This is a genomic window from Erysipelotrichaceae bacterium 66202529 (assembly GCA_017161075.1).
Taxonomy (GTDB): domain Bacteria; phylum Bacillota_I; class Bacilli_A; order Erysipelotrichales; family Erysipelotrichaceae; genus Clostridium_AQ.
The window spans coordinates 3,771,687-3,793,493 of record CP046174.1 but is presented as its reverse complement, the minus strand read 5'-3'; the positions used below and the strand labels follow the sequence as shown (position 1 = coordinate 3,793,493).

Genomic DNA, 21,807 nt, shown 5'->3' with positions numbered 1-21,807 from the left:
CCATATATCGCCTGTTTCAACGACAGGCGCATGCTGAGAAGAAGGGCGCAGATTTTTACATAGCAGTTGTTTGATTGACGAACTTATTAGGAAAACAGTGTACGAACAGGTCGGAATATGATATATTTATAGCAAATTCAAAAGCGAGGGACAAGCAATGAAAAAATATATATATTTTCTGATTCCTGTATATGCATTGTATATATTCGGGATGTTTTATGTGATGCTGCCGCCGTTAAACTGGCATGCCCCAGCCTTCTGGAAGTTTCTGGCACTGAGCGTTGGGCCGCTTCTGGTGCTGCTGATCGTGTTCTCCTTTACCAAACGGCAGATTGATTCCTTTCAGAACTGGCGTTCAACCTTTCATAACAAGAATGTCGTTAATCTGTCACGCGAACAGAAACGCTGGGGTACCATTTGCAAGGCTTCCATTCTGGCACTGATCTTTGTGGTTGTCTTTCCATCTGCCGCTACACTGGTTACCTCCCGTATTTTCCATGCAAAGGCATTTTCACAGCGAATCGAGCCAAAGGATGTGGATTTCAGCGAGGTTCCGCAGGTGGATTTTAAAAAGACACCGATCATTGACCGGGACAGCTCCATCCGTCTGGGGGATAAGGTTATGGGAAACATGACGGAATGGGTTTCCCAGTTTGATGTAAGTAATGAGTATACGCAGATTTCCTATAAGGATAGTGTGTACCGGGTAACGCCGCTGACCTATAACGGCTTTATCAAATACTTTAAAAATAAAAGTGGCGGGGTACCGGCCTATATCACCGTTGACAGCACCAGTGGAAAAACACAGCTGGTAAAGCTAAAGGATCTTGGTCTGGATGGCATGAAATATGTGCCATCCGCATATTTCAATAATAATCTAAGCCGGCATTTACGTTTTCAATATCCGACAGAAATCTTTGGTGAGCCATCCTTTGAAATCGACGAGGAAGGAAAGCCGTGGTATATTTGCACCACCTATACGTATTCTGGTGTCGGTAATAAAAAGCGGGTAAGTGGTGCGGTATTCCTGGATCCGATCACCGGGGACAGCACGAAGTATGATACCAAACATATACCATCCTGGGCAGACCGTATTTATCCGGAATCTCTGGTTGTGGAAGAGCTGGATGACAATGGAAGTCTGAAAAAGGGCTTCTGGAATTCCCAGTTTGGACAAAGCGGCGTTATTGTAACCTCCGAGGGCTATAACTATCTGGAGAAAAACGGCGATATCTGGCTGTACAGCGGATTGACCTCCGCAAATGCGGATGAATCCAATCTGGGCTTTGTACTGGTGAATCTGCGCACACATGAGGCTATGAAAATCGCAACAGCAGGCGCCAATGAAAAGAGCGCTATGAAAAGTGCACAGTCAGAGGTCAAAAATTACGGCTATCAGTCCACCTTCCCGTTATTGATCAATATCAAGGGAAATCCGGTTTATCTGATGTCGCTGAAGGATAACGGTCTGATCAAGATGTATGCGACAGTTTCTGCTGTGGATTATCAGAAGGTTGCTACCGTGTATACGGATGAGGGTCTGGATGCATTATTCAAAAAGACCTTAAATCTATTGGGAAGCGGCAGTGAGGATACCATCAGTAAGGATTCTTTGAAAACAGCGGATATCACGGTTGCCGGTGTGGAAAAAGTTAATGTGGACGGCAATACGATGTATTACATTCAATCGGAAAAGGGCGATATCTATAAAATCGGCTTTACGACGAAGTATGAAAATCAGCTTGTATTCCTGAAAAATGGTGCTAAGCTGAAAATCTCCTACATTGATGCTGAGGGCATTAAGACGATAAAGGAATTAAAATAATTAAAATAAGAGAAGCATCCCTGCTTTTATATGGGGATGCTTTTCTTATGAGCGCCTTTCAGAAATTATGAGATTTCATACCGCTTGATTGAACAGCTTTTATATAAGAAGTTCACAACGCTTTAGTAAAGAACCATTAAAATAGGAATTTTAAAGCACTTAGTAAAGAAAAAAGCTTTACAACGCTTTCGTGATAATCCTTTAGAAAAATTTCTTTTGAGGGCTCAAGCTGGGGATAGGTAGTTATACGAGTAGAATAGTTGAGGTTATGAAAAAAAAGATATTACGGTTCATAGATAAAAAACAGAATAATCATAAACAGTATACTTATAAAAGATGCAAACGCCTTCTATTGAATATAACATTGGAATCCGTATGCTCTCCCTGTTAACCATACAACTCATCGAACGTAGTATTGGCGCTTTGAATCGTGGCTAAGAACAGAACCAAACGATATCTATATGTTAAGCCACACGGCTAAAATCAAACATATGCGGTTACACGTTGGATGTCCATGCGTATCGGCACATGTTAATAACAAAAAAATTCCACAATAAAAGCGATTACGAATCATACAGCAATCTTCATTCTGAAAATCGCACAGCGCCTGTCTGGAAACTATTGCCCTTTCTCTGCGAAACTGAAGGAATTTCATGTATAATAAAGAGTAACAGGAAGTATTTTGTATAATCAAAAATAATATATAAAAATTATACAGAATACGTATGGGTGGTTCACTTCATGAAATATGAATACTTCATGAAAGAAAAGGAGAGAGTGCATGAGCGATAATGCGATCAAGCAGGGCATTCTGGAACTGCTGGAAAGGGAATGTAATATTCTGGATTTTGACAAATTATGGTCACCTGATGAGCTGGAGGTATTGACGGCGGCCTGGCTAAGTGAACATTTTCAGTGCAGCCGAAATCTTATTTCCCATTACATGAGTGAGCTGCAGCAGAAAGGGCAGGTTATCAAAATCAATACACGCCCGGTATATTTCTTTCTGCGGAAAACATTAGAGGAACGCTTTTCCGTACAGCTGCAGGCGGATATTTATGAAACCCTGGATGAAATGCGTGATGAATTGAAAACAGCGGATAAAAAACATGCGTTTTTGAATCTGATTGGTGCGCAGGACAGTCTGAGCTATGTGGTAGAACAATGCAAAGCGGCTGTTTCATACCCTGACCATGGACTTCCCATTCTTTTGCAGGGGCCTACCGGTACAGGAAAAAGTCTGATTGCACAGCTGATGTTTCAATATGGACAGGATACGGGTATCCTGTCTTCAGACAGTCGGTTTGTAACGGTGAACTGCTCGGAGTATGCAAACAATCCGGAAATGCTGATGACTAATTTATTCGGCTATAAAAAGGGTGCCTATACCGGGGCTGATAAGGATACCCTCGGGCTACTGGCACTGGCTGATGGCGGTATTCTGTTCATGGATGAGGTGCATGGTCTGAAGCCGGAATGTCAGGAAAAGATATTTCTGTTCATGGATAAGGGCATTTATCACATGGTAGGAGATAATGACGTCTGGTATGAATCCAAGGCGAGACTGATATTCGCAACAACGATGCAGCCAAGTGAGGTACTGCTGAAAACACTGCTGCGAAGGATTCCCCTGATTGTCAAGGTACCCTCCCTTGCAGAGCGGCCCCTGCAGGAGAAACGAAGACTTTTGCAATTTCTGATACAGGAGGAGGAATTGCATATTCAGCGGGAAATCTGTCTGTCGGATCTGGTCTATCGCACTCTGGAGCGTCACGTATTTATCGGAAATGTCGGCGGCCTGAAAAACTGTATCCGCGCAAGTGTTGCCAAGGCGTTTTTACGCAGTCAGGAGAAACAGAAGCAGGTGGAGCTGCATCTGTATGATCTTCCTAGTGACTTACTGGAAAGCACCGGCAAGGATCTGACGCTGTACAGCTATGATGATAAGACGATGATACGCAGCAGCGATATGCTGGTAAATATGCAGAAGGACGGACATCTGTATAAGCTGAATTCCTATTTGATTCACAAATATCGTACGATGAATCATACAGAGCTAAAGCCTTCCTCATATATTGAAAGCTGCTGCCGCAAGCTGGAGCAGTATGTGGATTATCTCTTTGCCGGAAACACCTATGAATCACCGAAGCTCGATATGATGAATCATCTGGTAAAGAACATTATGAATATCGTCATTCATAAATATCACCTTGAGAAATTTTCAAATAATGAAATATCTATGCTTGTTCATTTTATGAATGATTATATGCAGAATTATGCTTCCATCAACCAGCTGAGAATCAGCAACCGCAAGGATGTAGAGCAGCTGCAGAATCTTCTGCATCGTGAATACGGGCTTGAATATGAGATCGTCTGTGATATCTGGCAGCTTGTCAGTGACGCTTTAAATTTTGTACCGGGGCCGTTTGGTTTTCTTGATTTATTCCTCTTTATCCGCTATTTTGACCGGGAGCTGCAGGCTGCGGATATCCCTGCGGTGATTATCGCCCATGGCTATGCGATCGCCAGCGGAATTGCGGAGGTTGCCAATCAGCTGTTGAAGCAGCGGGTATTCGATGCAATCGATATGCCGATTGAGAGTGATTTTGATGTTGTGGTAAAAAAGCTGAGTGAGTATTTAAAAGGAAAGGAAAGCAGTAAGGAAGTTATCGTCCTTGTCGATATGGGCTCTCTGGAGGATATCTATCAGCGGCTGGGAAGTGTAAAGCTCATGGATATCGGTATCATCAACAATGTCACAACAAAGCTGGCGCTGGATATCGGAAGTATGATACTGGAGGGGATGGCGATACACGATATTTTACGTGAGGCCAGCAGTCATCTTCCTTACCATTATGAAATTATCAAAAACCGGGTGAAGCAGGATGCCGTCTTATCGGTATGTGAAACCGGCATCGGCACTGCGGAAAAAATCAGCAATCTGATGGAAGCATCCTTACCGGATCATGTCTCCATCAGTGTAATTCCCTATGATTTTGATTCTCTGATTAAAACGGGCAGAAGCTCCTCTGTTTTTGAAAAATATAATATTCTGTTTATCGTTGGTACCAAGAATCCAAAAATAGCCGATATTCCTTTTATTTCCCTGGAGGAAATGATCGAACAAAAGAGTGTGGAGAAAACGAATTCAGCATTCGCACAGCGTATGCGGCCGGATCAGATTGAAGCCTTTAATGAGAATATGATTAAAAACTTTTCTATGGATAATTTACTGGATTATCTGACGATTTTAGACAGCGATAAGATTATCAACAGTGTGGAAAAAATCATTAAAACGATCCAGAAGGAGCTGCAGCTGGTACTCAGCAGCAATATCACATTGGGCCTGTATATCCATATCAGCTGTCTGATTGAACGGCTGATTATCAATAAGAATGTGACAAAGTTTCATGATCTGGATTCGTTTATACAAAAGCACGGGGATTTTATCGCGATTGTAAAACGGGCATTTCATGATGTAGAGGTACATTACAATGTAGAAATTCCAGTCAGTGAGGTCGGTTATATTTACGACTATATCTTTAAGCGGGACAGTGTCAAGGCGGTGGATGACAGTGTCAATGAATTATGGGAAACGATTGAATGATGCTTTTTTAGCGGTAGGTATAAGGCCTTCTATAAAATTAAATAAGCCCCTGTTTAAAGGGGAAAACAACAACTGCGTGCCGGCTTGATGAAAACTGGCACGCAGTTTGCTTATAGATAAGTGAAGCGTGAAATATCAGGAAAGGAGGGGAGGAGCTTGAGAAATATCATACTGGCTTCTCATGGTTCACTGGCCGAGGGCATGCTGAGTGCAGCACAGATGATCATGGGTTGTACGCAGGGAATTACCGCATACGGGCTGGATACATATAAGACTCCGCAGGATATCTATCTGCTGCTGAAGGATCAAATCGAAAATAATCAGGAACAGGAATATATCCTGCTCTGTGATATCAATGGCGGAAGTGTTCATAATCAGCTTATGCATTTATGTATCTATCCCAGGGTCTATCTGATGACCGGAATGACGCTGTCTATTGTATTGGAGCTGCTGCTGACACGGGATCGTGGAGATACAGAAGAGCTTTTAAGAAAAACGATGGACAATGCCAGAAAAAACATTCTGTTGTTTAACTATCAAAGTGTAAAAAGTGAAATAGACAAAGGAATCGAGGATGATAAATTATGGTAGAACTTTGTAGAATTGATGATCGTCTGCTGCATGGACAGGTGGCGGTAACCTGGGTCGGGGCAGTGGCACCGGAAGCTATACTGATTGCGAATGATGAGGCAGCGACTAATGAGATGGGCAAACTGGCATTAAAAATGGCAAAGCCTGCCGGTGTAAAGCTGGCAATCAAAACGATTGATGATGCAATAGCTCTCCTCAACAATCCAAATGCAGCGAAAATTAAAATCTTTTTAATAACAAGAACGATACAGGATACCCTGAAGCTGGTAAAATCGACAGATTGTATCCATCGCGTAAACATTGGCGGTGTAAAAAATAAGGAAGGAGGAAAGATGATTGCAGCCGCTGTATGTCTTGACGATGAAGACCTTGCTGCTTTAAAGGAGCTGAGAACACTGGTAGACAGCTTAGAGCTGCGGATGGTTCCTACAGAAAGCCGCACAAATATTGATAAATACTTATAAGAAAAGGAGGAATGATTATGATTCAAGCACTATTAGTCGGGTTAACGGTAGTTATCCTAGGCTTTATCGAATGCTGGTGCTGCTTCCCTATGGTGGAGAGACCTCTAATCGTTGGAACAGCGATCGGCATCGTCTTGGGAGATGTGAAAACAGGTGTTGAAGTCGGGGCTTCCCTGGAGCTTGTATTCATGGGGGTTATGGCAATCGGTGGAACAGTACCTCCGGATGCAGTATCCGGTACGGCTGTGGGTACAGCATATGCAATCATCCTTGGGGCAGGTATTGAAACAGCATTTGCATTGGCAGTACCTACATCTATTATTTGCCAGATGCTCTTTGTACCGAAGGTTGCATTGCGTTCCCTGTATACACCTTTTATCGACAGAATGGTAGAGAAGGGAAATTACAAAGGGATTCAAAGGCTTTTCCCGCTAGTTGCAGTCACAACCTCGTTGTTTAGCGGGCTGGTGTGTGCATTGGGGGTTGGGCTCGGTGCAGATGTTATGAAGGAATTTATTAACAATGTTCCACAGACCTTACTGGATGGTATGGGCGTTGCCGCAGGTATGCTGGGGGCTGTCGGATTCGGCTTGCTGTTAAAGATGATGTGGCAGAAGAAGCTGGCTGTTTATTTCTTCCTTGGCTTCATTATGGCATCCTATTGCGGTATGCCGCTGATGGCGATTGCAATTTGCGGTATGATTTTGGTTATCATCCTTTATTTCGAAGGTGAATTTAGTAAACGCAGACAGGCAAATAAGCTTGTCACTGATACAGATACCGATGAGGAGGAGCTATTCAATGATTAAAGAAAAATTTGGTTTAACCAATGAAGAAGGAAAATTGATGGCTAAGGTGGCTCGGCGTTCTCACCAGGTTGATGCAGTGTATACTTGGGAGAAATTCCAGGCTATGGGGTATATGTGGGTTATGATTCCGGTCATCAATGCGATGTATGATAATGAGGAGGATCGTATTGCAGGCTATAAGCGGCACTATGAATTATTTAATACGAATCCGGTTGTTGGAGGGTTCATCACAGGACTGAGCACGGCAATGGAGGTACAGGCAGCGCATGATCAGAATTTTGATAAGTCTTCGATTGCCGCAGTTAAAACTTCCCTGATGGGGCCATTTGCCGGTATCGGTGATTCCATTTTTCAGAGTACATGGCGTGTTATCACTATGGGAATCGGCTTGAGCATGGCAAAGGACGGGAATATATTAGGTCCTATCGTTTTCCTGGTGCTGTTTAATCTTCTGGCAGAGCCGGTTCGTATTCTGTTCCCGTATATAGGCTATAAAATGGGAACAAAATTTATGACGCAGGCAGAGGAAAGCGGCATTATGAGCTTTGTTACAAAAGCGGCAAGTATTGTAGGTCTGATGACGGTCGGAGCCATGACGGCTACCATGGTATCCTTGAATATCGGCTATGTCTTTACAATGAATGGTGCAGAGCAATCCATTCAGGAAATGCTGGATTCCATCTTCCCTTGCATGCTTCCGTTACTGCTGACACTGGGCTGCTTTAAGCTTCTGAATAAAAATGTTAAGCCAACCCTGCTGATCGTTGTGATTATGGTACTTGGAATTGCAGGGAAATATATTGGTATTTTCTAATAGAAAAGAGGAGAAATAAAATGAGCTTACTTGATACGATTAGACGTGTCCCCAACATTGTGGATACGGTGATACAGGAAAGAAAGGAACTCACTGCTGGATTATTCACATATCTGGGTGATAGGCTTTCTTCCATCAATGAAATTGTTTTGATAGGATCAGGTACAAGCAATACCTGTTCCATGACATCCCATGAATTTGTGGAAAAAGCAAGCGGTATCTCAACAGCTGTGCTGCTGCCGAATATCTTCTTAAAGAAGCATGTGTATAATCCGAATGCTCTTTACATATTCACATCGCAAAGCGGTACATCTACATTAACACAAAAAGCCCTGCTGAAAATGAAGGAGCTGGGTAATTTGACAGTTGCTGTTACAGAGGATGCATCATCACCGCTTGCAAAGGCTGGCGGCTGCCATATTCTGATGGAAACAGATCATGAAGAATACGGCTGTCGTACGATTGGATATTGTATGTCTGCCTTTACACATATGATTACCGCTATGGAAATAGGGCTTGCCAGAGGGACGTTATCAGAGAGTGCATATGCGTCCTATATAGAGGACGCAAAAGCTGCAGCGGCGCATCATGGTGAACTGTGCGATGCTGCTATGTGTTGGTTTGATAAGAATAAATGGCGTTTAATGAACAAGAGCGGCTATGCTCTGTATGGCAGCGGCGCCCTGTATGGTGTTGCAGTGGAAGGCGCTTTAAAATGTCTGGAAATTGCAAAGCGTTATCTGTGTGTAGGGTATGAGATGGATGATGGCATGCATGGCCCGACGATGGGCTTTACCAATCAAACTGCTGTAATCATTTTGAATAATGGAAGAAATGAAAATATTGCAAACGGTCTAGCAAGCTATATCAAAACCGAGGTGGGAGATGCGTTTGTCATCGGTATGAATGCTGTAGATGAAAGAGATCTTGCCTTTGAGCCTCGCGGAAATGATTTTGCATATCTTGAATATGCACCTGTTGTAGAGATTCTGGCAGCACGTCTGGCTTCTGATTATGGAATTATAATTAAGCCTTTTGGAGCGGATGAGGAACCGATGCCGGAGGCAAAATACTTTAATACGCATGATGAATAAGGAATAAACACAGTTTACATAGAGATGCTGATAATTGCCAAATCCATAGCACTGTACAATTCCATAACGGCTGATGTATGTATGGCTGATACCGTTATGCCAAAAGCACTGTGAAAGAGGCCTTGTCAGCATCTTCTTAGTTCATGCGAATCTCTGCGGGAAGATGGAAAACGTTTTGTGCCGGATAATGATGTTGTATTATCCTGACCAATGCTTGCATCACGGAAATAAGAGAGTCTCCTGTTCCTGAAATTACCAGTATATCTGTATTTACGGTAGTGTGCTTTGATGCTATGCTAAAGGTCTTCAAGGATACAAATGAAAATTCATACGATGATTTAATGATTTATATGATATGAGAGGTGACAGAATGATTACATTCCAATATACAGTAAAGAGCCACATGGGGCTTCATGCACGGCCGGCAAGTGATCTATCCGCAATGGCACGAACATTCAGCAGTACGATAACAGTGTATAGCAGACAGCGAAGTGCCAATGTACGCAGAATCGTAGAGCTGATGGAAATCAATGTAGGAAGGAATGAAATTCTGTTCTTTGAAATTGAAGGCAGCGATGAACAGCAGGCAGCGGATGAATTGCGCCGATATTGTGAAAGAAGGTTGTAAATGTGCAAAGCTATAAAATGATTGTATTTGACTGTGATGGAACGCTGGTTGACTCTGCCGTTATGATTTCTATGCTTTATGAAGGATATCGGGTCATGTATCCCAATCGCAGCCCTTTATCATATGAACATTTTATTCCCTGCTATTTTCAGACGGATGAGGAAAATTGTACATATCTGAAAATACCGCCAGAGGATAAGGAACGCTTCGAGGATATCTGCTTTCATCAGCGTGAGAACGAAATGAATACGGTAAAGCCATTTCCCGGAATTGATGAGCTGTTAATAGAATTGCACAGGCGCGGCTATGCACTTGGTATTGCGACCTCACGCAGCTATGCAGCATTTTACGAACTGAAAAACCAACTGACAGAGGAAGCCTTCGCCTGCTTTTCCTGTATCGGCGTCCAGGATGTCGTTGCTCATACCAAGCCTGCCCCTGATGTGCTCCTTTATATCATGCAGAAAACCGGATACTCTTCAGGACAGCTGCTGTTTGTTGGAGATTCTATGAACGATGCGCTCTGTGCAAAAGCGGCATCTGTTGATTTTGTCTGGGCAAAATGGGGCAGTGTTACTCAGGTTACCCTTCCCTGCAGCTATGCCATAGAAACACCGCAGGAGCTTTTGATGATTTTATAAGCTGATGAATGCTGATCAGGAGGGAACATCATGCAAAAGAAAATAGATTTACTGCATGGCAATTTATATTCGGCCCTGCTGTGGTTTGCCCTGCCCTTTCTGGCAGCTAACCTCATACAGGTGCTGTACGGCACCGTCGATTTGCTGGTAGTGGGATGGTACAATAGCGAAGCGCAGATTTCTGCCGTATCCCTGGGTTCTCAGATTACCCAGCTTCTGCTCTCTTTTATTACCGGTCTGACAATGGGAAGTACCGTACTGATTGCACAATATGCCGGCAACGGAAAAGAAAGGGATATAGAAGCCTCTATTGCGACAACCTTTACCCTTTTTTTGTTGCTGGGAATCCTGTTAACAGTTGTAATGCTGGTGATGACACCACAGCTGCTAAGGCTCATTCAGACACCGCAGGAAGCCTACCAGGATGCCTGCAGTTATGTTTATATATGCAGCATGGGCATTATTTTCAGCTTTGGTTATAATGCTGTCAGTGCTGTTCTCAGAGGGCTGGGAGATGCCAAAAGTCCGTTGTATTTTATCACGATAGCCTGCATATGTAATATCGTACTCGATTTTCTGCTGGTTGCCGGTTTGCAGATGGGGGCTGCAGGAGCTGCCATTGCGACAACACTTTCCCAGGGGGTATCGCTTGTTTTGTCCATCATTTTTCTGCGCAAACAAAAATTCAGCTTTGATTTTCATTTATCCAGCTTTCACATACGAAGGGATAAGGCGTTCCTGCTGTTAAAAATCGGTCTTCCTATTTCCCTGCAGGAGGTTATATCGGCAATTTCATTCCTATGTATAGCTGCTATCATCAATGGCTTTGGCGTCGCTGCCAGTGCCGCTGCCGGTATCTGCAATAAATTTGAAGGCTTTGCCATGCTGCCATCTACGGCCATCGCATCCGCCATCAGTACCGTAGCTGCACAAAATATCGGAGCCGGAAACTGGAAACGTGCTGGAAAAGCCTTATGGATCAGTGTTTTATTTGCATTCAGCGCTTCTATGATTTTCTTTATCTGGGCTGGTATATCGTCTGAGAGTATTTTGCGGATTTTCAAGGCAGAGGGTGCTGTCATCATCGCGGGACAACAATATCTGCATTATTTCCGATATGATTTTCTGCTGGTTGCCTTCGGATTTACAATGAACGGCTTCTTCAATGGCTGCGGACGGACTCTATTCGCCATGATCAACGGAATCGCAGCCTCTCTTTGCATTCGCATCCCTTTGGTATTCATCCTGTCCCAGTATGGAACTCATGATCTTACCGGGATCGGTCTTGCGATTCCTGCGGCAACACTTGTATCTGTGATAGCCGGAATTATCTATTATAGACGTGGAAAATGGAAGCAGGCATTGCTTGTATAACAGCTTGCTTTTATCAAAGGGAAGAAGGGCAGGTATGTATATATGCCTGTCGTTGAAACAGAAAGGCAAGACTCCGCATTGCTTTTTTGCTGTATAGTTAATTGCGATATATATGCTTCAGACTCAAAAATACCTGGCAGCCTGTAGAAAAGCTCATCGTCTAGCATGAGGAACTACCACAGTCCTGCCGGGGTTTTTGTATTGGAAATAACCGGAATCAATTTCTGTAAGTGCTATTTATCAGGTTTTCCTGTATAATGAACGCATATGGATAAAGGAGATTATACATGAAACAAATCAAGGAAACGAGTCTGAAATTTTCAGACTCACCGCTGTGTCCGATTGCGGCCGATGTAATCAGTGACGGGGAAAGCATTTATTTTTATATGTATGACCTGGATTTTGAAAATGAACGACTGATTGCCCGCTCTGCCTGCTGGGTGAAAAATCTGATTGCGGCACCGCAGGCCTTCCAGAAGGAAAAAATCGAACAGGATCATCAACCGGTATTGCCAGGCATGTTTGTGGATGAGGATATGAATACGGAGCCCTGGGATGAGGAAGCGCTGGAAATCGTCTGGAGTAAGGAGGGGCATATTGCCGGCTTGCTATATAACGGTGAGGTTGTCTGTGTGATACCATCCTGGGCAGATGGACATAATTTTCCTGGCTATGCTCTGTATGCAAAGGAAAACAGCATGGTGGCCTGGAAGCTGAAGGATGCAAGTCCTATGGTGGAGCGCATCCTGGAGGGAAAGGCGTTTTGGAAGCAGGAATTCAATGAAGTATGGAAACACTACAATACAACGTACTTTTCCCAGCTTAGTAAAATTTTCGGAGCAGCTACCAACTGCTATGATTTAAACAAGGATCGCTTTCCCAGCAGACTGCTGCTGACCTTTGAACAGGATGGGGAAACCTATGCCTTCACAATCGGCACCGGTATGTTTTCTATGCCGAATGCAGACCGTTATTATGCAGAATATGAAGCATATGCACGCTGTGAATTTGCTGTAAAATATCCAAGCAAGGCCCTGAGCAAAGAAGAAGAGCTCGAGCTGTTTTCGTCCATTGGCGGTCTATGCTCACTGCCATGGCATGCCATAGACTGTGTCGGACACGGACATACGCTGGATATCCGTGTAAAAGGAAATTCCGGCTGTGTTTTAATTGATGATGATAAAAGTGCGGATCCACTTCCACTGCATCTAAAACAGGAGGGTGTACATCTGTACTGGATTCGCAGTGTGGAGGATGAGATTTTTGCCAAGCTGCGGGATGAAGAAAAAAAGGATTCCCTGCTGGAACAACTGAGTTTGCGAACAGAGTTGTTATAGCTGCCTATCTAATGTGAAACAAATGCAGACAAAGCCGGCTTAAACGCTTTGCTTGCATATATGCAAAATAAATAAGCCTAGCTATATACATAATACATACGGTTATGAAAAAAGACAAAGAAGCATACCCTGTAGGATCACTGCTCTTTGTCTTTTATTTCCTTTTGCGTCAGTCTCTCTGCTTTACGGGCATTTTGCCATCCTTTAAATACTCATGAATAACGTCTGTCAAGGATCCTATTCACAATGCTTTTGCTTTGAAACACCGATACCTTTTACAGTACAGCCTTTTTCTATCTTATTGCCTGGAAAGCATGCGTATTTCCTTTTTCAATAGCTCCTGCACACTCTCAAACGAAAGGGCTTCACACTGCAACATCTCCTCCAGCAGCTCCTTTACATGCGGCTGCATGATTCCCTTCGGCAGTTTTGTGCCGCTCAGCTGTACATGATCAAACCATGGATTGTTATGCAGCTGCGCCATATACTGCTCTTTAAGCTGATCCATCGTTTTCAGCTGTGCAATATATTCCTTTACATAGCGCAGTGTACGTTCCTCATCCTGCAGCTCTGCTGTATACCTGTATAGCTGTGTAGTGATGGAAAGCGGAAAACCAAATAAACGGTTTAATGCTTCTATCAGCTCCAGATAGATGTTGACTGCATCCAGGTGATGATGACGCATTGCCAGACTGCATAAATTCATCAGTATCATACCGATTTGATTATAATGTGAGAACAGCTGGGCCTGCAGCATCTGCTTTGCCTCATCCTCATCCTTGATTTTTAAAGCAAGCGTTCCCTGTAAAGCAGAGGTATCCGCAAGCCTTGGCAGCCTCTGCAGCAGCTCCAGACCTTCCTCATAGCGCTGCTCCATCGACATAAAATTTACGCAGAGTATACCCGCAAGCTGCTTGTTTTCCAAATCTGCGGACTGTAAAACCTCCTGTGCCAGCTGCTTCGCCAGCTCCAGAAATTCGTTTGCCTGCGCTTCCTCCTGTACCAGTAGAAGTACCTGCATATATAAGCGTGCTGTTGATAATTTCAGGGCCTCACTATTGGGATACTGGCGTAAAATTCCGTTCACATACGCCATGGCCTCTTTGAATGGCGCAGCTTGAAACTGCTGCAGCATTTCCTCGCACAGCTCCTTGACCTGTTCATCACTCAGGTTTTTTTCAAAATTCAACAGTTCATCAATACTGACATCAAAAATTCGTGCTAAAATGGGAAGTGTAGATATATCCGGAAAGCTGCTGCCGGTTTCCCTTAGTTAAAGATATGAACCTCTTTATCAGTCTATTTTTCCAATAAATCGGTAGTATATCTCTATTTCCTGTATTCGTTCGTTATCCTCGTTCGTTGTTGCTTCGTGAACAAGGATTTTTTCTATCATTGCATTTAATAACGGTGCTGTCAGTTCCTTTGGTACAGAATATTCCTTGATTAGCTCAATCCACTTTTCAGCACCTATCATATCCTGTTCCATTTTATTTAATTCTTCTCTTAGGCTCGCTATCTGCTGTTCCAGTTCTATCTGCTCCTGCTGGTATTTACTAGACAGCATGACGAAATTTCGTTCCGTTATCTTCTCACAGGCTCTATCTTCATACATCTTCGCAAACAACTGGTCAATCTCATTCTGTCGGTTTTCCGCTTTCTTCAATGCACTTGCTTTTTTCTTCTTTTCCCGTATTCTTTCTGCATTGCCTGCTTTCTGTATCTTGTTCAGCACTTTTTCCTCGTCCTGCTGAACAACCTTAGCCCAATACTGCAATCGTTCCAGTACGGCTTGATACAGAACGTCATAGCGGATATAGTGCATAGAACAGTTACCTTTGCCAAACTGTCCGTAGTAACTGCACGAATAATAGCTGTATGGTGTCCTGTTTGCCTTGTTTGTCGCAAATCGCATAGACCAGCCACAATCCGCACATTTGACAAGCCCTGCAAATATCGGTGTTTCTTTTTGCTTTGTCTGTCTGCGTCTGGACTTTATCTGCTCCTGCACACGATAGAACACTTCCTTGTCAATTATCGGCTCATGGGTGTTCTCAACTCTGAGCCATTCATTTTCGGGCTTTCTTACTTTCTTCTTGCTCTTAAATGAAACCGTAGACTGCATATTGTGAACGCTGTTTCCTATATAAACCTCACTTTTTAAAATTGCCTTGACATGAGCGATTGTCCACTCATAACGCTTGCTTTCTGGCTTTCCCTCAAAGATATGTGCAAACGTACCATATCTTGTAAAATTCAGCCAAGACGCTGTCGGAACTTTTTCCTCTCGCAGTATCTTTGTGATTTTAGCACTACCGTAACCTTGATAGGCAAGAGAAAAGATTTTTTCAACAATCCATTTTGTTTCTTCATCAACAAGCAGTTTTCCTTTGATGTCTGGGTGCTTCTTATATCCTAACGGAGCATAAGCCCCATAATGAGCACCCTCTGCAAACTTTGTACGAAATGCCGATTTCACTTTACGGCTCGTATCTCTTGCCACCCACTCATTGATAATGTTCTTAAATGGTGCAATCTCGCTTTCTCCTTTTTCGCTGTCTACACCGTCGTCAATCGCTATGTAACGGACGTTATGGCTGGGAAAATACAATTCCGTATATTGTCCTGTCATGATGTAATTTCTTCCCAGACGGGAAAGGTCTTTCGTTACCACGCAGTTGATTTTTCCTGCTTCTATATCCTCAATCATTCTCTGAAAGCTCGGTCTTTCAAATAATGAGGTGTGATAGCGATAGCGGCAAAAAGCTAATAAAATCAATGGTTTTGCGGACAGCGGATAGACAGGGAATGTGTTAAAAACTGAATACGCACACAAGCGGCGTTACCTTAACCCCTTTTGGGGAGAAAGTAACGCCGTTTTTTTATGCCCGCAGGAAAGGAGGCGCAGCCGGAATGTATTTCACAAAGGGCAAGCAGCGGGCGTTTGAACTGATCATGCAGCAGAAGCCGGGATTTGACCGCTATCAATCCGGTTGTGCCGGAGATGATGAAGATTGCGGTACTTGCCGTTTCTACCGCCCACAATGGAAATATGAGTTTTGCGTTTTCAAAGAGTGTCCCTATTGCCCCGGCAAAAGGACGCGGAAAACGCACGCCAGCATGGACAAATAGACGGGCAAAAGCCCTTGTGCCATGCGGCTTTGCAGACGCGAAAACGGCAAAGGGCATATTGCAATACCAAAACAGCCGAAAACGGCTTTCTAATTGTCCACGCATACCAAGAGAGGAAGTGAGGAAATATGGCAGTTTTCAGAGTGGAGCGAAATACGGGATATACCGTTATGAGCAACCACCACTTGCGAAACAAGGAATTGTCCTTAAAGGCAAAGGGCTTGTTGTCGCAAATGCTTTCGCTGCCCGAAGATTGGGATTATACCCTTGCGGGCTTATCCCATATCAACCGGGAGAAGATCGACGCAATCCGCGAAGCGGTAAAGGAACTCGAAAAAGCCGGATATATCGTGCGCAGCCGGGAGCGCGACGAAAAGGGACGCTTGCGGGGCGCAGATTACGTCATATACGAGCAGCCGCAGCCGCGAGAGCCGGAAGCAGCTACCAGCGGCGGACAGCCGCCTATATTGGATTTACCTACATTGGAAAATCCAACATTGGATAATCCAACGTTGGAAAAACCTACGCAGGAAAAACCTACGTTGGAAAATCCAACGCAATTAAATAAAGATATATCAAGTAAAGAACAATCAATTACTGATCTATCAAGTACCCATTCCATTCCTTTCCATTCCCTAAATCCCTTGCCTTATGAGCAGGACGAAGCGGCTGCGCCGCCGGAAAGGAAAAGAACGGAAGCGAAAACAAACAGTGCAATAGAGATTTATCGGGAAATCATCAAAGAAAACATCGACTATGACATTCTCATTCAAGACCCCAAAATGGATAAAGACCGTTTGGACGAGATTGTAGAAATCATGCTGGAAACCGTCTGCACAGCCCGAAAGACAATCCGTATCGCCGGGGACGACTACCCCGCCGAACTTGTCAAATCAAAGTTTATGAAGCTGAACAGCAGCCACGTTGAGTTTGTTTTGGACTGCATGAGGGAGAACACAACCAAAATCCGCAACATCAAGCAGTATCTAAAAGCGGTGCTGTTCAACGCGCCGAGTACCATTGACAGCTACTATACCGCCCTTGTCAATCACGACTTTTACGGCAGCAAATGAGCATAGCCGCAGTTTACCGGGAAAGGAGTTGATACCTTGCAGGAGGAAGTAACCCAAAAAACGATTGCCCTATCCGTCAACGTGGGAAAAGGCGCGGCAAGGCTTACCGAACAGGCGTTACAGAAAGCAATCAAGAAGTTTTTGGAGCAGAAAAGCAAAGCACCGCATGGGAAACAGACCATGCGGCAGCTTATGAAGCAAAATGCGGGGGTTTCCAACATCGAGATCACCGACAGCAATATCAAAGCCTTTGAGAGTACCGCGAAGAAATACAACATAGATTTTTCGCTGAAAAAGGTTAAGGGCGAACAGACCCGTTACCTTGTGTTTTTCAAAGGCAGGGACGCGGACGTTATGACCGCAGCGTTTCAAGAGTTTTCCGCAAAGAAGCTGAACAGGGATAAAAAGCCCTCTATCCGCAAAGCCCTTGCCGCAGCAAAGGACAAGGCGAAGCAGCTTAACGCCGCCCGCGACAAGGTAAAGAAAATAGACAGGGGGCGCGAGATATGAAGCAGATAAACTACAAAAAGCTGATAATCCCGAATATCCCGTATGTGTTCTTTGTCTATCTCTTTGATAAGGTGGGACAGGCGGTGCGGCTTGCCCCCGGCGCGGATATTTCCGAAAAGATACTCAATATCACACAGGGATTTTCCGAAGCGTTTTCAAATGCCTTGCCGAGCGTTCACCCGTTGGATTTGCTTATTGGCATTGTGGGCGCGGTGGTTATCCGTCTGATTGTCTATTTCAAAGGGAAAAATGCCCGCAAATACCGCAAGGGCGCAGAATACGGCAGCGCACGTTGGGGCAACGCCGAAGATATAAAGCCCTATATCGACCCGGATTTTCAGAACAACATCATTTTGACGCAGACCGAACGCCTTACCATGAACAGCCGCCCGAAGCAGCCGAAATACGCGAGAAATAAAAACGTCGTGGTGATCGGCGGCAGCGGCAGCGGCAAGACAAGGTTTTTCGTAAAGCCTAATTTAATGCAGCTTCATTCTTCCTACGTCTTGACCGACCCGAAAGGCACCGTCCTAATCGAGTGCGGAAAGCTGCTGCAACGGGCAGGCTACCGCATTAAGGTACTGAACACGATAAACTTTCGGAAAAGTATGCACTATAACCCCTTTGTCTATATCCGCAGCGAAAAGGACGTGTTAAAGGTTGTCAATACCCTTATCGTCAATACCAAAGGCGAGGGAGAAAAGAGCGCGGAAGATTTTTGGGTGAAAGCCGAGAGGTTACTATATTGCGCGTTGATCGGCTACATTTGGTATGAAGCCCCCGCCGAGGAAATGAACTTTACAACGCTGCTTGAACTTATCAATGCAAGCGAAGCACGCGAGGACGACGAGGAATACCAAAGCCCCGTTGATCTGCTCTTTGCCGATTTGGAAGAACGCAGCCCCGACCATTTCGCGGTAAAGCAATATAAAAAATACAAATTGGCGGCGGGCAAAACGGCAAAGTCAATCCTTATTTCTTGCGGTGCGCGGCTTGCCCCTTTTGATATAGAGGAACTCCGGGAACTCATGTCCTATGATGAATTGGAACTTGACACATTGGGCGACCGGAAAACCGCGCTTTTCCTCATAATGAGCGATACCGACGACACTTTTAATTTTGTTATCGCTATTTTGCAATCACAGCTTTTCAACTTGCTTTGTGATAAAGCAGACGACGAATACAACGGCAAATTGCCTGTTCACGTCCGCTTTTTGCTTGACGAGTTTGCGAACATCGGACAGATACCCCGCTTCGATAAATTGATTGCTACAATCCGCAGTAGGGAAATGTCCGCTTCTATCATTCTGCAATCGCAGAGCCAGCTAAAAGCCATTTACAGGGACGCGGCAGAAATCATACTTGATAATGCCGACAGCACCTTGTTTTTGGGAGGACGTGGGAAAAATGCAAAAGAGATTTCGGATAACTTGGGACGGGAAACAATCGACAGTTTCAACACTTCCGAAAATCGCGGCACGCAGGTTTCTCATGGACTGAATTATCAAAAATTAGGAAAGGAGCTGATGACACAGGACGAAATAGCAGTTATGGACGGTGGGAAATGTATTTTGCAGCTACGCGGTGTGCGTCCCTTTTTAAGCGACAAATACGACATCACGAAACACCCGAACTACAAATACCTTTCCGACTTCGACAAAAGAAACGCTTTTGACGTGGAACGGTATATGTCTACCCGTCCGGCAATCGTAAAGCCCGATGAAGCCTTTGACATATACGAAATAGATTTGTCCGACGAGGACGCAGCCGCCGAAGAATAACGGCGGCATTTTTCATTTTCCATAACATTTTTTGAGCCGCACAACGGCAGAAAGCGAGGTTTATATGGATTTCTTTAACAGCGCAGTTGGTGTATTGCAGACTTTGGTTATCGCGCTTGGCGCAGGTCTTGGCATTTGGGGTGCCATTAACTTAATGGAGGGTTACGGCAACGACAATCCCGGAGCCAAAAGCCAGGGCATGAAGCAGCTCATGGCGGGCGGCGGCGTCGCTTTGATCGGCGGCACCCTTGTTCCGCTTCTTTCCAAACTTTTTGGATAATGCCTAAAACAAATACCACCCGCCGCGCCCTCTCGGAAACGGGAGGGCGCGGGAAAGGAGGGATTAACTTTTGATATGGCAGATGATTGAAGATTGGTTTCGTGGCATTTTGACAGACGGGATTTTATCGAACCTCTCCGGCTTGTTTGACAGCGTAAATACAGAGGTTGGAGAAATCGCAACGCAAGTCGGCACGACCCCCGCCGGGTGGAACGCGGGCATATTCAACATGATACGCAGCCTTTCGGAAAATGTCATTGTACCGATTGCGGGCGTTATCATTACCTTTGTCATGTGCTACGAACTAATCCAGATTGTAATTGAAAAAAACAATCTGCACGATCTCGACACTTGGATTTTCTTCAAATGGATTTTTAAGACCTTTGTTGCGGTGCTGCTGGTAACAAACACTTGGAACATCGTCATGGGAGTTTTCGACGTTACGCAGAGCGTCGTCAATCAGAGCGCGGGGGTTATCATATCCGATACAAGCATAGACGTTACCACCGTCATTACCGACATTGAAGCAAAACTCGACGCTATGAGCGTGGGCGGTCTTTTGGGGTTATGGTTTCAATCCCTCTTTGTAGGGCTTACCATGAAAGCCCTGTCAATCTGCATTATGCTTGTGGTGTATGGGCGCATGATTGAAATATATCTTGTAACGAGCGTTGCCCCTATCCCTATGGCAACAATGGTAAATCACGAATGGGGCAGCATGGGACAGAATTACTTAAAATCTTTGCTTGCGCTTGGTTTTCAGGCGTTTTTGATTTTGGTGTGCGTGGGCATTTATGCGGTCTTGATACAGACAATCGCAGCAACCGACGACATTTCCGGCGCGATCTGGGCTTGCATGGGCTATACCGTCCTCTTGTGCTTTACCCTTTTCAAAACGGGGAGCCTTGCAAAGAGCGTCTTTTCGGCACATTAAGGGGGTGAGTTATGATTTGAAAATCGGCTTAATCGACGTTGACAGCCATAATTTCCCCAACCTCTGCTTGATGAAGCTATCCGCGTATCATAAAGCAAAGGGGCATACGGTGGAATGGTGGAACGCAAAGGGGCGGTACGACCTTGTATATAAAAGCCGCGTCTTTACGGACACCTATTCCAAAGACACGATAACCGTTACCAACGCGGAACAGGTTATTTTCGGCGGTACGGGCTACGACACGAAAAACCGCTTGCCGCCGGAAGTGGAACACAGTTACCCGGATTATTCTATCTACCCGCAGTTTTTCGGGATTGCCTACGGCTTTTTAAGCCGGGGTTGTCCGAGAAATTGCGGGTTTTGCATTGTCAGCGGTAAAGAGGGGCGCAAAAGCGTTAAGGTTGCGGATTTGTCCGAGTTTTGGAAATGGCAGCCGGAAATAAAAATCATGGACGCTAATCTGCTTGCCTGTCCCGACCATGAAAATCTCATTGAGCAGCTTATACGAAGCCGCGCATGGGTGGATTTTTCGCAAGGGCTGGATATTCGCCTTGTGAACAGGGATAATGTCAGCCTGTTAAATCGGGTACGGATAAAAGCGGTACATTTTGCATGGGATAATCCCGACGAGGACTTGACCGGGTATTTCCAACGTTTTTTGGATTTGACAGCCATTAAAAGCAGCCGCCAGCGGCGCGTGTATGTTCTTACCAACTACGGCAGCACTCACGAACAGGATTTATACCGCGTGAACACCTTGCGGGCTATGGGCTTTGACCCGTATGTGATGATTTACGAGCGTCCAACCGCCCCGCCTGTTACCCGCCATTTGCAACGATGGGTAAACAACAAGCGGCTTTTCTATGCTGTTCCCCGCTTTGAAGATTACATTCCGGGCAGAAAGGAGGTATGA

Annotated in this window: 19 protein-coding genes and 1 pseudogene; 18 read left to right on the top strand and 2 right to left on the bottom strand. The window is 44.7% G+C overall.

The annotated features are described in order from the left end of the window. Positions 1–157 precede the first annotated feature (157 nt). The 11 genes from GKZ87_17905 to GKZ87_17855 all read left to right on the top strand — a co-directional run bounded on the left by GKZ87_17905 (position 158) and on the right by GKZ87_17855 (position 13,184). On the top strand, positions 158–1,825 hold the full coding sequence (locus GKZ87_17905; protein ID QSI27225.1) for a hypothetical protein: 1,668 nt from the start codon (positions 158–160) through the stop codon (positions 1,823–1,825). 781 nt (positions 1,826–2,606) lie between these two features. Next, positions 2,607–5,432: a PRD domain-containing protein gene (locus GKZ87_17900; GenBank protein QSI27224.1), complete on the top strand. Its 2,826-nt coding sequence runs from the start codon at positions 2,607–2,609 to the stop codon at positions 5,430–5,432. A 156-nt stretch (positions 5,433–5,588) separates the two neighbouring features. Continuing rightward, positions 5,589–6,023 (top strand): PTS mannose transporter subunit IIB, encoded by a 435-nt coding sequence (locus GKZ87_17895; GenBank protein QSI27223.1) that lies wholly within the window; start codon positions 5,589–5,591, stop codon positions 6,021–6,023. After that, a complete protein-coding gene (locus GKZ87_17890) occupies positions 6,017–6,487 on the top strand; it encodes a PTS mannose/fructose/sorbose transporter subunit IIB (GenBank protein QSI27222.1) in 471 nt (156 codons plus the stop codon). Before GKZ87_17895 ends, GKZ87_17890 begins: the two co-directional genes overlap by 7 nt. Positions 6,488–6,504: 17 nt before the next feature. Beyond that, positions 6,505–7,296, top strand: a complete 792-nt coding sequence (locus GKZ87_17885; GenBank protein QSI27221.1) for a PTS sugar transporter subunit IIC — start codon at positions 6,505–6,507, stop codon at positions 7,294–7,296. Further along, positions 7,289–8,110, top strand: coding sequence for a PTS mannose transporter subunit IID (locus GKZ87_17880; protein ID QSI27220.1), 822 nt, complete (start codon positions 7,289–7,291; stop codon positions 8,108–8,110). Before GKZ87_17885 ends, GKZ87_17880 begins: the two co-directional genes overlap by 8 nt. A 20-nt stretch (positions 8,111–8,130) precedes the next feature. Beyond that, positions 8,131–9,204: an SIS domain-containing protein gene (locus GKZ87_17875; GenBank protein ID QSI27219.1), complete on the top strand. Its 1,074-nt coding sequence runs from the start codon at positions 8,131–8,133 to the stop codon at positions 9,202–9,204. Between the two features lie 370 nt (positions 9,205–9,574). Then, complete coding sequence (locus GKZ87_17870; GenBank protein QSI27218.1) at positions 9,575–9,832, top strand: HPr family phosphocarrier protein; 258 nt, start codon at positions 9,575–9,577, stop codon at positions 9,830–9,832. A 2-nt stretch (positions 9,833–9,834) separates the two neighbouring features. Continuing rightward, positions 9,835–10,473, top strand: a complete 639-nt coding sequence (locus tag GKZ87_17865) for an HAD-IA family hydrolase (protein ID QSI27217.1) — start codon at positions 9,835–9,837, stop codon at positions 10,471–10,473. A 30-nt stretch (positions 10,474–10,503) separates the two neighbouring features. Further along, complete coding sequence (locus GKZ87_17860; GenBank protein ID QSI27216.1) at positions 10,504–11,847, top strand: MATE family efflux transporter; 1,344 nt, start codon at positions 10,504–10,506, stop codon at positions 11,845–11,847. A 287-nt stretch (positions 11,848–12,134) separates the two neighbouring features. After that, positions 12,135–13,184 (top strand): hypothetical protein, encoded by a 1,050-nt coding sequence (locus tag GKZ87_17855; protein ID QSI27215.1) that lies wholly within the window; start codon positions 12,135–12,137, stop codon positions 13,182–13,184. A 298-nt stretch (positions 13,185–13,482) separates the two neighbouring features. On the opposite strand, the gene GKZ87_17850 is transcribed toward GKZ87_17855, so the two are convergent. Together GKZ87_17850 and GKZ87_17845 are read right to left on the bottom strand one after the other, a co-directional pair. Continuing rightward, positions 13,483–14,373, bottom strand: coding sequence for an XRE family transcriptional regulator (locus GKZ87_17850; GenBank protein ID QSI27214.1), 891 nt, complete (start codon positions 14,371–14,373; stop codon positions 13,483–13,485). A 105-nt stretch (positions 14,374–14,478) separates the two neighbouring features. Further along, a pseudogene (locus tag GKZ87_17845) lies at positions 14,479–15,918 on the bottom strand (DUF4368 domain-containing protein). Positions 15,919–16,097: 179 nt separating this feature from the next. Here GKZ87_17845 and GKZ87_17840 point away from each other — a divergent pair. The 7 genes from GKZ87_17840 (at position 16,098) to GKZ87_17810 (ending at position 21,807) form a co-directional block, all read left to right on the top strand. Beyond that, entirely contained in the window at positions 16,098–16,316 is a 219-nt protein-coding gene (locus GKZ87_17840) for a hypothetical protein (GenBank protein QSI27213.1), read from the top strand. 128 nt (positions 16,317–16,444) lie between these two features. Continuing rightward, positions 16,445–17,389 (top strand): helix-turn-helix domain-containing protein, encoded by a 945-nt coding sequence (locus GKZ87_17835; protein QSI27212.1) that lies wholly within the window; start codon positions 16,445–16,447, stop codon positions 17,387–17,389. A gap of 36 nt (positions 17,390–17,425) precedes the next feature. Further along, the gene (locus tag GKZ87_17830; GenBank protein QSI27211.1) at positions 17,426–17,899 is read left to right on the top strand and encodes a DUF3801 domain-containing protein; all 474 of its coding nucleotides are present in this window, start codon (positions 17,426–17,428) and stop codon (positions 17,897–17,899) included. Beyond that, entirely contained in the window at positions 17,896–19,680 is a 1,785-nt protein-coding gene (locus GKZ87_17825) for a TraM recognition domain-containing protein (GenBank protein ID QSI27210.1), read from the top strand. The genes GKZ87_17830 and GKZ87_17825 overlap by 4 nt, the downstream gene beginning before the upstream one ends. Before the next feature lie 64 nt (positions 19,681–19,744). Beyond that, positions 19,745–19,960 carry a conjugal transfer protein gene (locus tag GKZ87_17820; protein ID QSI27209.1) on the top strand — a complete coding sequence of 72 codons (216 nt, stop codon included), beginning with the start codon at positions 19,745–19,747 and terminating at the stop codon, positions 19,958–19,960. Positions 19,961–20,042: 82 nt separating this feature from the next. Further along, positions 20,043–20,894 (top strand): hypothetical protein, encoded by an 852-nt coding sequence (locus GKZ87_17815; GenBank protein QSI27208.1) that lies wholly within the window; start codon positions 20,043–20,045, stop codon positions 20,892–20,894. 70 nt (positions 20,895–20,964) lie between these two features. Further along, positions 20,965–21,807 carry a radical SAM protein gene (locus GKZ87_17810; GenBank protein QSI27207.1) on the top strand — a complete coding sequence of 281 codons (843 nt, stop codon included), beginning with the start codon at positions 20,965–20,967 and terminating at the stop codon, positions 21,805–21,807.